The organism is Arthrobacter sp. Y3223166 (genome assembly GCF_059090935.1).
In genome coordinates this window covers 21,422-34,944 of the sequence record NZ_JBNHGE010000020.1, presented here as the reverse complement: position 1 = coordinate 34,944, position 13,523 = coordinate 21,422, and the positions used below count along the sequence as shown (strand labels likewise).

Annotated in this window: 17 protein-coding genes; 13 read left to right on the top strand and 4 right to left on the bottom strand. The window is 69.5% G+C overall.

Annotated elements, in window-relative coordinates:
• Positions 1-43 precede the first annotated feature (43 nt).
• Positions 44-559, bottom strand: a complete 516-nt coding sequence (locus AC5RUH_RS10545; protein ID WP_494014587.1) for a DUF6328 family protein — start codon at positions 557-559, stop codon at positions 44-46.
• A gap of 190 nt (positions 560-749) precedes the next feature.
• Here AC5RUH_RS10545 and AC5RUH_RS10540 point away from each other — a divergent pair, with 190 nt between their 5' ends.
• The 6 genes from AC5RUH_RS10540 to AC5RUH_RS10515 all read left to right on the top strand — a co-directional run bounded on the left by AC5RUH_RS10540 (position 750) and on the right by AC5RUH_RS10515 (position 5,333).
• On the top strand, positions 750-1,571 hold the full coding sequence (locus tag AC5RUH_RS10540) for a DUF4397 domain-containing protein (RefSeq protein WP_494026214.1): 822 nt from the start codon (positions 750-752) through the stop codon (positions 1,569-1,571).
• 96 nt (positions 1,572-1,667) lie between these two features.
• Positions 1,668-2,363 (top strand): class F sortase, encoded by a 696-nt coding sequence (locus tag AC5RUH_RS10535; protein ID WP_494128545.1) that lies wholly within the window; start codon positions 1,668-1,670, stop codon positions 2,361-2,363.
• A 64-nt stretch (positions 2,364-2,427) separates the two neighbouring features.
• Positions 2,428-3,000, top strand: coding sequence for an RNA polymerase sigma factor (locus AC5RUH_RS10530; RefSeq protein WP_494128544.1), 573 nt, complete (start codon positions 2,428-2,430; stop codon positions 2,998-3,000).
• A complete protein-coding gene (locus tag AC5RUH_RS10525) occupies positions 2,987-3,775 on the top strand; it encodes an anti-sigma factor (protein WP_494128543.1) in 789 nt (262 codons plus the stop codon). The genes AC5RUH_RS10530 and AC5RUH_RS10525 overlap by 14 nt, the downstream gene beginning before the upstream one ends.
• Positions 3,776-3,843: 68 nt before the next feature.
• Entirely contained in the window at positions 3,844-4,647 is an 804-nt protein-coding gene (locus AC5RUH_RS10520) for a TspO-related membrane protein (protein WP_494128542.1), read from the top strand.
• A gap of 125 nt (positions 4,648-4,772) precedes the next feature.
• The gene (locus AC5RUH_RS10515) at positions 4,773-5,333 is read left to right on the top strand and encodes a Dps family protein (protein ID WP_494001651.1); all 561 of its coding nucleotides are present in this window, start codon (positions 4,773-4,775) and stop codon (positions 5,331-5,333) included.
• Positions 5,334-5,493: 160 nt separating this feature from the next.
• Here AC5RUH_RS10515 and AC5RUH_RS10510 read toward each other — a convergent pair whose 3' ends face one another.
• Both AC5RUH_RS10510 and AC5RUH_RS10505 read right to left on the bottom strand, forming a co-directional pair.
• On the bottom strand, positions 5,494-6,312 hold the full coding sequence (locus AC5RUH_RS10510) for a CPBP family intramembrane glutamic endopeptidase (RefSeq protein WP_494128541.1): 819 nt from the start codon (positions 6,310-6,312) through the stop codon (positions 5,494-5,496).
• 81 nt (positions 6,313-6,393) lie between these two features.
• Positions 6,394-6,669, bottom strand: coding sequence for a hypothetical protein (locus AC5RUH_RS10505; protein WP_494001649.1), 276 nt, complete (start codon positions 6,667-6,669; stop codon positions 6,394-6,396).
• A gap of 299 nt (positions 6,670-6,968) precedes the next feature.
• Between AC5RUH_RS10505 and AC5RUH_RS10500 the strand changes: the two genes are divergently transcribed.
• From AC5RUH_RS10500 to AC5RUH_RS10470, 7 genes are read left to right on the top strand one after another with little or no spacing between them, the layout of a single operon-like run.
• Positions 6,969-8,060: a polyprenyl synthetase family protein gene (locus AC5RUH_RS10500; protein WP_494128540.1), complete on the top strand. Its 1,092-nt coding sequence runs from the start codon at positions 6,969-6,971 to the stop codon at positions 8,058-8,060.
• A gap of 4 nt (positions 8,061-8,064) precedes the next feature.
• Positions 8,065-8,949, top strand: coding sequence for a phytoene/squalene synthase family protein (locus AC5RUH_RS10495; protein WP_494109762.1), 885 nt, complete (start codon positions 8,065-8,067; stop codon positions 8,947-8,949).
• Positions 8,949-10,634, top strand: a complete 1,686-nt coding sequence (gene crtI / locus AC5RUH_RS10490; protein ID WP_494128539.1) for a phytoene desaturase family protein — start codon at positions 8,949-8,951, stop codon at positions 10,632-10,634. Before AC5RUH_RS10495 ends, crtI begins: the two co-directional genes overlap by 1 nt.
• A complete protein-coding gene (locus AC5RUH_RS10485; protein WP_494128538.1) occupies positions 10,631-11,011 on the top strand; it encodes a lycopene cyclase domain-containing protein in 381 nt (126 codons plus the stop codon). The genes crtI and AC5RUH_RS10485 overlap by 4 nt, the downstream gene beginning before the upstream one ends.
• Complete coding sequence (locus AC5RUH_RS10480) at positions 11,008-11,370, top strand: lycopene cyclase domain-containing protein (RefSeq protein WP_494128537.1); 363 nt, start codon at positions 11,008-11,010, stop codon at positions 11,368-11,370. The genes AC5RUH_RS10485 and AC5RUH_RS10480 overlap by 4 nt, the downstream gene beginning before the upstream one ends.
• Positions 11,321-12,217 (top strand): prenyltransferase, encoded by an 897-nt coding sequence (locus tag AC5RUH_RS10475; protein ID WP_494128556.1) that lies wholly within the window; start codon positions 11,321-11,323, stop codon positions 12,215-12,217. The genes AC5RUH_RS10480 and AC5RUH_RS10475 overlap by 50 nt, the downstream gene beginning before the upstream one ends.
• Complete coding sequence (locus AC5RUH_RS10470; RefSeq protein WP_494128536.1) at positions 12,214-13,113, top strand: glycosyltransferase family 2 protein; 900 nt, start codon at positions 12,214-12,216, stop codon at positions 13,111-13,113. The genes AC5RUH_RS10475 and AC5RUH_RS10470 overlap by 4 nt, the downstream gene beginning before the upstream one ends.
• Here AC5RUH_RS10470 and AC5RUH_RS10465 read toward each other — a convergent pair.
• The gene (locus AC5RUH_RS10465) at positions 13,058-13,450 is read right to left on the bottom strand and encodes a VOC family protein (RefSeq protein WP_494109766.1); all 393 of its coding nucleotides are present in this window, start codon (positions 13,448-13,450) and stop codon (positions 13,058-13,060) included. The two genes, AC5RUH_RS10470 and AC5RUH_RS10465, sit on opposite strands and share 56 nt — an antisense overlap.
• Positions 13,451-13,523: the final 73 nt, after the last annotated feature.

Below are 13,523 nucleotides of genomic sequence, written 5' to 3'. Positions count from 1 at the left end.
CCGGGCCCTGTCACGGGGTCAAGGGCCCGGAAAGCGCCGGACGTCAGTCCCTGGAGCGCGGCTCTGCGCCGCTCAGCCCGCGCCGCAGCAGGTACGGCAGGATCCACAGCAGGAAGAACATTGCCACCAGCACGCCGCCGCCCACCGCCAGGGCAGGGACGTCGCCGGCGATCACGTCCACGATGAACGCCACACAACCGGTGGCCAGCAGCCCGATCCCCAGCACCGCGACCCTCACGATCCGGTGCCCGTGCGCCACGGTCGCGTCTTTGAGGTGCAGCCCGAACAGCTGGCGGTGGATCGCCACCGGCGTGAGGATCACGCCGGTCATGAGCGCCGCAAGCACCAGCAGCGCGATGTACAGGCTCACCTGGTACGGGGCCAGATCGCTGAAGCGGCTCTGGAACGGAAGCGTCATCAGGAACGCGGTGATGATCTGCGCGCCGGTCTGCATCACCCGCAGCTCCTGCAGCAGCTCGTTCCAATTCCGGTCCAGCTTCTCCTCGAAGGTCTCGGTCCGGCCCTTTGAATGTTCGTTAACGCGATCTTCCGTAGCCATAGGAAAAACTTAGCGTCTCCGGCCGCTCTCCACTCAACCGGGGGAAGTACGACGGCGGGGCGCATCCCGAGGGGAGAGACGCCGCCAAAAAAAATTTCCATGAAAGTGCATCCAAATACCCCGCCCGGACAGTAGTAGGGGTGTAAGCACCGATCAGCCCGGAGCACCCGGGCCGTTGAAGGAGAACAAAATGCGCAAGAGCATCGTTACGGTTTCAGCCCTGGGGCTTCTGGCACTCGGCGCGGCAAGTCCCGCCCAGGCGGCCGAACAGGAAGCCCAGCTCTCGGTCCTGCACGGCGTCCCCGATTTGACCGTGGACGTGTGGGTGAACGGCGAACGGACGCTGGATGACTTCGCTCCCGGCGACCTGGCCGGTCCGCTGGCACTGCCTGCGGGCGAGTACTCGCTGGCCATCACCGCCTCGGACGCCGAGAACGCCGACAGCCCCGCCATCGGCCCGGTGGATGTCCAACTGGAAGGCGGCGGCAACTACACCGCCGTGGCCAACCTGGACGCCGAGGGCAATCCAACCGCCAACCTGTTCACCAACGACGTCTCGGCCATTGAGGCCGGCAAGGGCAAGCTGACCGTGCGGCACACGGCCGCCGCCCCCGCCGTCGACGTGCTGGCCGGAGGATCCCCGGTGATCCAGGGCCTGTCCAACCCGGACGAGCAGACCCTCACCCTCGACCCGGGCACGATCTCCGCGGCGGTGGCCGCGGCGGGCACCACCGAACCGGTGATCGGCCCGGCCGACGTGCCGGTGGCGGAGGGCACCCACACGGTCGTCTACGCCTGGGGCAGCCTGAATGACGGCAACCTGGCTCTTGCGGTGCAGAACATCGAAGGACTGCATTCCGCGCCGGGCGCCGTGCCGGGCGGCATGTCGGGCGCGGCCGCAGAGGCCGGCCCGGACTACACCATCGCCGCGGTTGCCGGCGGAGCAGTGCTGCTGCTCCTCGGCACCGGCGCAGTCGCCCGTCGCAAGCAAGCGGTTCGCACCACCGACTAACTGCGACGGGTCCGAAAAGAAGCCGGCGGCGCCAGCCCGGGGCGCCGCCGGCTTCCATCGCTTTGGCGCCGGCAACCACCCCTCGAGGAAAGAATCATGACAACCGTACCGACGACGACGATGGGCACCCGCGCAGGGCTCCTGTGCTGCGGCGTCTTGATCGCCGCTACCGGCTGCGCCGGACCCATGCAGCCGGCCGCGGGCCGACAGCTGGTTCCGGCGGCCTCCCCGGCAGCTGTTGGAAACCCCGCAGGGCCGGGCGAAACCGCGGTCCCGGCGGTCGACAAGATCCCCGACCCTGCCGACATTCCGGTGCGGCTGGCCGCACCACTGACCGCCGCCAATCAGGAGACGCCGCCCACCCGGCTGGTCGTGGCCGGCACGTCAATCGATGTGAGCGTCGTCGACGTCGGCGTCACAACGGGTAACGCCATGGAGATCCCCGAGTCGGTGGAGCAGGCGGGTTGGTACCGCTACGGTGCCGCGCCGGGTGACCGGGCGGGGACCGCGGTGATAGCGGCCCACGTCGACACCTTGGCGGGCCTGGCTCCCTTCTCCGAACTGAGGCAGCTCGAACAGGGCACCCGCATCACGGTGGAACGGGCTGCCGCCGACCCCGTGACCTACCGCGTTACCGAGGTGGCGCTGATGGACAAGGACGATTTCGACGGAAACGGCATCTTCCGCCGCGATGGACAACCGCTGCTCAAGCTGGTCACCTGCGGTGGCCAATGGCTGGACGCGCGAGAGGATTACAGCCACAATGTGGTTGTCACGGCAGTTCCCGACTGACTTTTCCGGTCCCGCAACAACTGTTCGCGTGGCGTTTCCTCCGACCAACCGGAAGGACGCAGGCTTGGTACCTCATCCTTTCGAAGCGTGGGACTCGGACATCGACGCAGCCTTCGCGGCGGGTGAGGAGGCTGCCATCGCCGATGCCTACCGGCACCTGGCCCCGCTCGTCCACACGCTGGCCTCCAGGGCCCTGCAAGACAAGTCCGCGGCGGACGATATCACCCAGGAAGTATTCATCCGGGCGTGGCGATCGCGGGAAGGATTCGATCCGACGCTCGGCCGGTTGCCGGCCTGGATCGTGGGGATCACCCGCCGCGCCATCGCCGACGCGTATTCTTCCGCCGCCCGCGAGCAGCACAAACTGCGGGCCGTTTCGGCGGTCATGCCCGACCCCGAATTCGCCCGGGACTCCCAGTCACCGGAGGTCCTCGCAGACCGCCTGCTGCTGGACGATGAGCTGGAGCGGCTGGGTGAACCCAAGGGCTCCATCATGCGCCTGGCGTTCTACGAGGATCTGACCCACGAGCAGATTTCCCACCGGCTGGACCTTCCCGTTGGTACCGTCAAAAGCCATATTCATCGCAGTTTGCACCACCTGAGGAGCCGATTGGAGGTCGACCATGCAGCATCTTGAACCGGAACTGATCAGCCTGCTGGCGCTGGACGACGCCGTCGGCAACCAATCGGACAGGGACCATCTGCGCCGCTGCAGCCAGTGCGCGGAGGAGTACCACGCGCTGCGCCGGGCGGTGGAGGCGGTGAGGGCCAACCCCGAACCAACCCTCGAGCCGCCGGATCCAGCGGTCTGGGAAACCATTCACCGCGAACTCGCCCTTTCTCCCGAACTGGCCGCGGACCCATTGCAGGGTCGCACGGAAACAGCGCCGGCCGGGCGCAGGCCGTCCCGGACCGTCTCATCCCGGGGGGTATCTGCCAAGCCCAAGGCTTCCCGACGCCTCCCCGCCGGTCCTCCCCCCTCCCGGCGCCCGCCCTCCCGGCACCTGCCCGCCTGGCTGGCCGCGGCGGCCGCGGTGGCGATCGTCGCCGCCATCGGCATCTCCTGGGGCGTCACCCGCAACGCCGCCACGCTGGCGCAGGCGCAGTTGGAACCGCTGGAGCAATACGCGGCCACCGGAACGGCCCGGGTAGTGGAAGCCAACGGCACCAGGGAACTCGAGATCAGGCTGAGCGAGAACGAGGCGCAGGGATACCAGGAGGTGTGGTTGATAGCACCGGATTTGTCCGCCTTGGTCAGCCTCGGCGTGATGGACTCGGACACCGGCAGGTTCGCCATCCCGGACGGACTGGACCTGTCGCGGTTCCCCATCGTCGACGTTTCGGACGAACCGCTGGACGGAAACCCCGAGCACTCCAGCGTCAGCATCGTCCGCGGCACCCTCGACACCTAGCCGTCCCCCCGGTAACGACAGGAAGGTCCCGCAGCGCACCCGAACATCCGTCGACAGCCGGAGGAACCATGCAGCAGCAAACGGAGACGCGGACCGGGCGGGCCGTGCCGATCCTGGTGTTGGCCAGTTCCCTGGCGGCCATCGTTGCCGCCTTTTGGGGCAGCGGGGCGCTTATGGGAACGCCGATCCAGGAGGCGGCAGGGGGTTGGCTGAATGAGGACTCGACGCCGCTGGCCCCGGCCTCGGCCGCCTTCCGCATCTGGTCGCTCATTTACCTGGGCCTGCTGGCCTACGCGGTGTGGCAACTGTTGCCGGCCCAGCGGCAGTCGGAACGACACGCGGCCCTGCGTCCCTGGGCGGTGGCGGCCATGCTCCTGAACGCTGCCTGGATCTGGGTGGTGCAGGCCGGCCTGTTGGTGTTCAGCCTCACGGTGATCGTTGTCCTGCTGGCGGTGCTGGCGCGCATCCTCGTGCTGCTGGTCTGGTCGACGTCCGGCGCGTGGCTGGACACCCTGATCACCGACGGCACCTTCGGGCTGTATCTGGGCTGGGTCACCGTGGCCACGGTCGCCAACACCTCCGCCGTCCTCGCCGCGTCCGGGCTGGACGGCCTGGGGCTGCCGGTCACCTTGCTGTCCTCCATCGTGCTTGTCGTCGCGGCGGCGGTCGGCGTCGGAACCGCCCTGTACAGCCGCGGCCGGCTCGCGCCTGCGCTGGCCACCGCCTGGGGCCTGGCCTGGATTGCCGTCGGGCGCCTGGACGGCGGGCTGGTGGACGAAGGCACCGCGATTGCGGCCGGCATCTGCGCCGCGGTGGTGCTGCTCTCCGCCGTCATCATCCGGTTCATTGCCAGGGGAGCCCCGGGAGATTAGTAAGGGTGCTGAATTTCGCCCTTGGCTGACGGACGCGTCGCCGACGGGACGAAACCGCCGGCCATGGCTAGGTTGGGAATAGCAGCACGCCGACAAGCGGCAGCACCTACACAAGGAGGTTTCTCATGGCGGAAACGAACCGATCGAAGGCAAGCTACACCGTACCGGGGCTCGAACTTGAAGAGGGTGTCAAGGTCGCCGACCTCTTGCAGATGCGGCTTCACGCCCTCAACGACCTGCAGCTGACGCTCAAGCACGCACATTGGAACGTGGTGGGCCGCGACTTCATCGGCGTCCACGAAATGCTGGACCCGCAGATCGAAAAGGTCCGCGCGATGATCGACGAGACCGCCGAGCGCATCGCCACCTTGGGCGTCTCGCCGAACGGTTTGCCCGGCGCCCTGGTCAAGGAGCGCAGCTGGGACGACTACGACATCCACCGTGCCGGGACCGCCGAGCACCTGGCCGCCCTGGACGTCGTGTACAACGGCGTGATTTCCGACCACCGCGAGGCCATCGAAACCGTTGGCGAAATCGATCCGGTCACGGAGGACATGCTGATCGGCCAGACCGCCGAGCTGGAGCTCTTCCAGTGGTTCATGCGCGCACACCTGGAAAACAGTGCCGGTGAACTGGCGACCGAAGGCGCCAGGACCGAAAAGGGCGCGGCCAAGAAGACCAAGTAGGCCGGCGGCGCCCTCCGGCGCGCCTCGCCGCATCCAGGGCCCGGCGGCACCCCGCACAGGGGTGCCGCCGGGCCCCTTTGTGTCCTGCGTGCCGGGGGCCCCTTCGCGTCCCTGTGCCGCCGGGCCCCTCTACGTCCTGGTGCGCGGGGGAGCAGCACGGTCAGTACAGGAAGATCGGCAGCCAGTCGCGGTTGTGCGCGTGCACCAGCGCCAGGAACAGCACGAAGTCGAAGATCAGGTGCACGGATACCACGTAGGTGAACGACTTCGTCAGCTTGAACGTATAGCCCTGCAGCAGCGCGAACGGGAAGGTCAGCAGCGGCCCCCACGCCTGGTAACCGATTTCCCACAGGAAGGACGAGAACACGACGGCCTGCAGGAGGTTGGCCAGCCAGTCGGGAAAATGCCGGCGCAGCAGCGTGAAGGTGGTGCAGATGAAGAACAGTTCGTCCCAGATGCCGACGGCGTTCACGCCGAGAAAGAGCCGCCAGAAGATTGTGGGGTCGGAGGCATCCGGCCAATTTTGGTAAACGCCCGTGCTGACCAGGTACACCGGCAGGATGAAGTAGCCGAGCGCCACGACGCCGATGAGGTACAGCTTGGCGGACAACGGCCATTTGCGGCCCGTGTTCACCGGAAACCTGATGATCTTCTCCCGGTAGACAAACCTCGACACCAACCACGGCACCAGGACGGCCAACGCGAGGGCGCCGCCCATCAGGGCCATGTGCCCGAGGCTCAGGTCGGCGTTCAGCGGCACCAGGCTGATGATCAGCATCCCGGCCGCGATCAGCGCAAGATGCCGCACAAACTCCCGGTCAACCAACGCCGCCGTGGCCACGCTCAGCGCGAGCAGGCCGTAGCCGAGGGGCCCATTCTCGACGGCAAAAAGCAGCACGCCGGACGCCGAGAGGAGCAGCGCCGGCACCAGTTTCCAGCTCAGCGCGGTCCGGGGCGGCTCGGTCGAGATTGTTGTCACGCCACCAGCATCTCAGCACAGCCCCCGCCGCGGAAACCGTTGACGGTTTAGCGCCCGGCTGGTTCCACCGTCGCCCCGTGGCTAGTGGTGGCCGGCCTTGGTGGTGCCGAACATCAGCGTGCGGCGGGCGATGTCGTAGTACACGGTCTCCGCGGTGGAGAGGAGGTCCTGGAGGTTGTCGGCGTCGTCGGCGTCCAGCGTCAGCACCTCTTCCCACGCGCCCTGGTCCAGGACCAGTTGCAGGGTCCAGGTGCCGCGGGCCCCCGGCTCACCGGCTACCCAGGTGAACTGGTAGTGGCTGAGCTGGCGGACCTTGATGCTGTCGTCGGTGACCGGCTGTTGCGGTGTCGGTGTCATGGTTTGTTCCTTAGGGTGAGGAAGCCTGACCGGCCTCACGTGACGCCAGGGTCCGGACGATATACCCCAACGATGCTAAGTGTGCTTACTACGTTCCATGATGGGGCCGCCGCTGGCAAGCCTTTGCCGGATATCGGCGCGGGAGCCCGCCAAACCGGCCGACTAGTTGGGGATTTTGACCCCGCCAATTGCAGGCAATGGTCGCGCACCGGGCCCCGGTGACGCACACTATGGAACAACGAAGTGCAGAAGTGACGGGGGCAGCCTGCACGCTCCCAACCTTGGGGAGAAGGTCAGTCATGACTCTGAACGCCGAAAGCCGCGCGGCCGCCGAGGCAGCGTCGGATCCCTGTGGCTGGCGGCAAGTAGGCCCCCTCGTCGAAGCGGAGCTTCAGCGATTTACTGCAGGGAACCGCAGCCGGGCCGGCAAGCTCTCGCGTACTTTTCCCGTGCTGTGGGACCGGATTGAGGCTGCGCTGGGCGGCGGCAAGCGGCTGCGGCCCAGGATGGTGCAGCTCGCGTACAAGTCCTTCGGCGGCGAGGATCCGCGCCGCTGCGCCCGGCTAGGCGCGGCGTTCGAGCTGCTGCACACCGCGCTGGTGGTGCACGACGACGTCATCGACAGGGACTTCGTCCGCCGCGGCCTGCCAACCATCGGAGCCCGTTACCGGGACGACGCCAGGGGTCAGGGGCTGCCCGGGCCCGAGGCCGAGCACCTGGGCCACGCGGCGTCGATCATTGCCGGCGACCTCCTGCTGACCGGTGCCCTGCGGATGGCCGGCAGCTCCGGCGCCGGGCTGCCGTGCGCCGACGTCCTGATGGAAACGGTCCACGACGCCGTGTTCGCCTCGGCCGCGGGCGAACTGGATGATGTCCTGCTGTCGGCGGCGACGGAAAGCCCCGGCCTGGGCGACGTCCTCGGCATGGAACGTTTGAAGACGGCGGCCTACTCCTTTGAGGCGCCGCTGAAAGCCGGGGCGCTGTTGGCCGGCGCCGACCGACACCCGGCCGAGGCACTCGCCGCGGTCGGCCGCCGCATTGGGCTGGCCTACCAGATCGTGGACGACGTTCTCGGGACCTTCGGGGAGCCCGGCACCACCGGGAAGTCCGCCGAATCCGACCTGCGTGAAGGCAAACGCACCGTGCTGACCGCGTTTGCGGCGGAGGCGGAAGGGTTCGATGACCTGCTGGCCGCGTTTCGCCGCGGCGAGGCGGGGATCGGTGAGGTCCGCGCGGCGCTCACGGACTGCGGCGCCGACGCGCAGGCGATGCGGCTCGCCCGCATCCTGGTGGACGAAGCGCTCGAGGAGTCCCGACTCCTGTCCCTGGACGCCGGCGCGTGGAGCGAACTGGCGCGGGTCTGCAACCAGGTGCTGACGAGGGGGAACTAGGGCCATGGAACCGAACCCACTGCTCCGGTACACCGACGCCGCCGGCCGCAGCGCCGGCGTCGTGATTGCCCGCTATTCCACCTCCTTCGGCTTGGCGTGCCGGCTGCTCGGGCCGGAGGAACGCCGGCACATCGCCAACATCTATGCGCTGGTCCGGGTGGCCGACGAAGCGGTGGACGGTGCGGCTGCCGAGGCCGGGCTCGACGCCGTGGCCGTGCGCGACCAGCTGAACAGGCTGGAACACGAGACGGAGACCGCGCTGCTGACCGGTTACAGCACCAACATGGTGGTGCACGCGTTCGCCGGGACCGCCCGCGCGTGCGGCATCGGCGTCGACCTGACCCGGCCGTTTTTCGCCTCGATGCGCGCGGACATCACGGTGGCCGAACACACCGCAGATTCGTTGGCGGACTACATCTACGGCTCCGCCGAGGTGGTGGGCCTGATGTGCCTGCGGGTGTTCCAAACCATGCCCGGCGCGATGCCCGGCCGGGGCGACGAGCTCGCCGCCGCCGCCCGCCGGCTGGGCTCCGCCTTCCAAAAAGTCAACTTCCTGCGCGACCTCGCCGCCGACCGGGATCAGCTGGGCCGCAGCTACTTCCCGCAGACGGGCGCCGAGGCGTGGGACGAGCAACGGAAGCACGCGCTGGTGGCCGAGATCCGGGCGGACCTCGCTGCCGCCGGGCGGGGCATTGCGCTGCTCCCGCCCGGTGCCTGCACCGCCGTCGAACTGGCTCATGCCTTGTTCAGCGCGCTCGTCGACCGGCTGGAACGGATACCGGCGGAGGAGTTGCTTTCCCGTCGGGTGCGCGTCGGCACGCCGCAGAAGGCCGCGATCGCCCTGCGGATCCTGGCCCGCCAGCGGCTGCGCGGAAGGAGCGCCGCCTGATGGGCGCCGCCTCGTTCGCGTCCAGGCTGACCGCCCGTCGAAGGGCAGCGGGTGCGGCGTCGAAGGCCGGCGGCTCGGACCAACCGGTGGTGGTCATCGGCGGCGGGGTCTCGGGACTGGCAACAGCCGGGCTGCTGGCCCGGGCGGGTCACCGCGTCACCCTGCTAGAGCAGCGTTCCGTCCTCGGCGGCCGGGCGGGACGGCTCGAGCGCGACGGCTTCCGCTTCGACACCGGCCCGTCCTGGTACCTGATGCCGGAGGTGATCGACCACTGGTTCAAGCTGATGGGCACCAGCGCCGCGGAGCAGCTGGAGTTGGTGCGGCTGGACCCCGGTTACCGGATCTGGTTCGAGGGGTATCCGGCGGCCACGGAGGTCCGCTCCGGCCGCGAAAACGTGACCGAACTGTTCCGAGGCCTGCAACCGGGGTCCGGGCCGGCGCTGCACCACTACCTGGACGAGGCAGCGGAAACATACCGGCTGGCCAAGGAGCACTTCCTGTACGACGACTTCGCCAGCCTGCGCGGCCTGGCCCACCCGCAGGTGCTGCGCCGGGCACCCCGGCTGGCCAAGCTGCTGGGCTGGAGCCTGGACCGTTACGTCCGCGAACGGTTCACGGACCCGCGGCTGCATCAGCTGTTGGGGTACCCGGCGGTGTTCCTGGGCACCAGCCCGTACCGGGCGCCGGCGATGTACCACCTGATGAGCCACCTGGATCTCGACGACGGCGTGTACTACCCGCTGGGCGGGTTCGCCGCCCTGGTCGATGCGATGGAGCGGCTGGCGCGGGAGGCCGGCGTCCGGATCGAAACCCGCGCCACCGCCCGGCACATCGTCACCGGGCAGTCCGGCGCGAAGGCCCGCTGCGAGGCGGTGCTCTGGTCCGACGCCGCCGGCGAAGAACACCGGACGGCGGCGGCCGTGGTCGTCGCCGCGGCGGATCTGCACCATGTGGAGACCGCGCTGCTGCCGGCGCACCTGCGTAGCCACCCGGAACGGGTGTGGCGCCGCCGCGACCCCGGCCCCAGCGCCGTGCTGGTCTGCCTGGGCGTGCGCGGGGCGCTGCCGCAGCTAGCACACCACAACCTGCTCTTCACCCGGGACTGGAAGGAGAACTTCGGCCGCATCCGCTCCGGGCGGGCGTTGGCCCGAGAAACCTCCATGTACGTGTGCAAGCCCAGCGCCACCGACGCCGGGGCGGCGCCGGCCGGGGACGAGAACCTGTTCATCCTGGTTCCCGCACCGGCTGAGCCGGCCTGGGGGTCGGGCGGTGACGACGGGTCCGGGGCGGCCGCCGTGGAAGCGGTCGGGGACGCCGCCATCGACCAGCTGGCCGCCTGGGCGGGAGTGGCTGACCTGCGCGGCCGGATCGCCGTCCGACGCACCTACGGCCCGGCGGACTTCTCGGACGGCTTCAACGCGTGGCGCGGCAGCGCGCTGGGTCCGGCGCACACCCTGCGGCAGAGCGCCTTCCTGCGCCCGGGCAACCGGAGCCGCCGGGTCGACGGGTTGCACTACGCTGGCAGCTCGGTCCGGCCGGGCATTGGCGTGCCCATGTGCCTGATCAGCGCCGAACTGGTGCTCAAGGCCGTGCAGGGGATCGGGACGCCGGGCGCACTGCCGGAACCGGACCCGGCGGCGCCCGGCCCCGCGCCGTCGTCGGACAGTGCGGGGAGGAGTACATGATCTACCTGGCCGTGCTGGTGGCGCTGCTGGGCTGCATGGCCCTGCTGGACGCGCGCTACAGGCTGTTCTTCTTCGCCCGCCCGGTCGCGGCCGCCGTCACGATGGCCATCGGACTGGCGTACTTCCTAGCCTGGGACGTCTGGGCGATCGCGCTGGGAATCTTCGTGCACCGCGACTCGCCGCTGATGACCGGCCTGATGCTGGGCCCCGAGTTGCCGCTGGAGGAGGCGTTCTTCCTGGCCTTCCTCTGTTACCAAACCATGGTCCTGTTCACCGGGCTGCTGGCATGGGGCCGGCACCGGCGGGCGGCCCGCGCGGCCAGGCCGCAGCTGGTCAGCCGCGACGATGGCGCGCCGGCCGGGGGTGGTGCGGCGTGAGTTTCCTGGAGCTGAATGCGGTCTTCCTCGGCGTCGCGGTGGTGGCGGCAGCGGGCGCGGTCCTGGTCCGGCGGGTGCCCCGCGGGGCAGCCGCGGCGGCCGGCCTGTCCGTCGCGGCGCTTTGGGTGCTCACCGCCGTGTTCGACAACGTCATGATCGCCTCCGGGCTGTTCGACTACGGCGGACACGCCCTGGCCGGACTCCGGATCGGACTGGCGCCGGTCGAGGACTTTGCCTATCCGTTGGGTGCGGCGCTGCTGCTGCCCGCGGTGTGGCTGATGCTCACGGGCCCGCGCCGCCGTCGTGCCGATGAGAGGCCGGCCGAGCCGGCGGGGGAGGGGAACCGTCGTGATTCGTGAACTGGTCGTCACCTCCCGGCCGGTGTCCTGGGTCAACACCGCCTACCCCTTCGCCGCCGGGTACCTGCTGGCCTCCGGCGGCGTCGACTGGCTGCTGGTGGTGGGCACCATCTTCTTCCTGGTCCCGTACAACCTGGCGATGTACGGCATCAACGACGTCTTCGACTATGAATCGGACCTGCTCAACCCGCGCAAGGGCGGGGCCGAGGGAGCGGTGGTGGACAGGGCCCGACACCGCGCGATTTTGCAGGCCAGCGCCGTGGCCACGCTGCCGTTCATCGCGGTCCTGGCGGTAGCCGGCAGCGTGGCGTCCAACCTGGTGCTGCTGGTCTCGCTGGCCGCGGTCTACGCCTACAGCGCGCCGGGGCTGCGGTTCAAGGAAAGGCCGTTCCTGGATTCGCTGACCTCCAGCACGCACTTCGTCTCGCCCGCGGTCTACGGGCTGGTCCTGGCCGGCGCCGGCTTCACCCCGGGGTTGTGGGCGTTGCTGGCCGCGTACTTCCTGTGGGGCGTGGCCAGCCATGCCTTCGGCGCGGTCCAGGACGTGGTCCCGGACCGCGAGGCCGGGCTCGGGTCGATCGGCACCGTGCTGGGCGCCCGCCGCACCGTGCTGGTCTCCGCCGCCGCCTATGCCGCTGCCGGACTGCTGATGCTGGCCACCGATTGGCCGGGCCCGCTGGCCGGGCTCCTGGCCCTGCCCTACCTGGCCAACGTGCTGCGCTTCGCCCGGATCGACGACGCCGGCTCGGCCGCCGCGAACGCGGGGTGGAAACGGTTCCTGTGGCTGAACTATGCGGTCGGTTTCCTGGTCACCATGCTGCTGATCTGGTACGCGGGAGCCCGGTGAAACCGCGGGGCGACAACGGGTCCACGGAGGCCCGTCCGACGGAGGGCCGGCATCACACCATCATGACCGTGGTGATCCCGGTGCTCGACGACGCCGCGGCGCTCGCCGACTGCCTCGCGCTGTTGGGGCGGCAGACCCGTCCGCCCTACGAGGTCATCGTCGTGGACAACAACTGCACCGATTCCTCGGCCCACGTGGCACGGGCGGCCGGGGCGCGCGTCGTCGTCGAACGACGCCCCGGCATCCCGGCCGCATCGGCTGCCGGCTACGACGCCGCCGTCGCAGGCTTCGATACCGCCTGTGTAGGGCCCGATGACGCCACCGCGGCCGGCTTCGATGGCACCGCCGACGGTGTGATCGTCCGCTGCGACGCCGACACCCGTCCTCCCGCGGACTGGCTGGCAGGGATCGGTGCCGCCTTCGACGCCGATCCCGGCCTCGACGCGCTGACCGGTCCGGGCCGGTTCTATGACCTGCCGCGGCCGGTGGCCCGGCTGGCCAGCGCCGCCTACGGCTCCGGCTACCGGCTCGGCGCCGGCCTCGCGATGGCGGCCACCCCGGTGTGGGGATCGAACTTCGCCATGCGCCGGACTGCCTGGGAGCGGGCCAAGGCAGGCGTCCACCGCGACCGGCAGGACATCCACGACGACCTGGACCTGAGCTTCCAACTGGCTCCGTGGGCGCGGATCAGGTTCGACCGGCGGCTGCGCGTCGGCGCGGCCGGGCGGATCTTCGCCGGCCGAACCGCGTTTGCCCGGCGCTTCCGCTGGGCCCTCACCACGGTGGCGGTGAACTGGGTGGTCCAGCCACCCGGGCAGCGGTGGCTGCGGCGCTTCAACGTCAGGACGCCGGAGCGGAGGAGCCCAGCATCTCCAGGTAGTGCGGGTTCTGCATGATGCCGAGGACGTTGCCGAACGGATCCACCACCGAGGCCGTGACGAAACCGTGGCCGCGTTCCGTGACGGGCTCCAGCTCCTTCGCGCCTTTTTCCAGCAGGCGCTGCCGCACGGCCCGCACATCGTCCACATGCCAGTAGAGGATCGCGCCGCCGGGGTCGATAGCGTGTCCGGGCGGAGCGTGCATGGTGTCGATCAGCCCCAGCTCGTGCTCGTAGTCGCCGACCCGGAACTCCGCATAGCCCGGCTGCTCAAAGTAGGGCTTCTTCCCCAGCAGGTCGGAGTACCACTCGACCGCCGCCGGCAGGTCCGGGGTGTAATAGCTGACCGTACTCATTCCGCGCAGCATGGGTCCCTCCGAAGGATTGCCGAAGCCGCCCCGGCACTCGCCGGGCCGTGATGGTTGGACG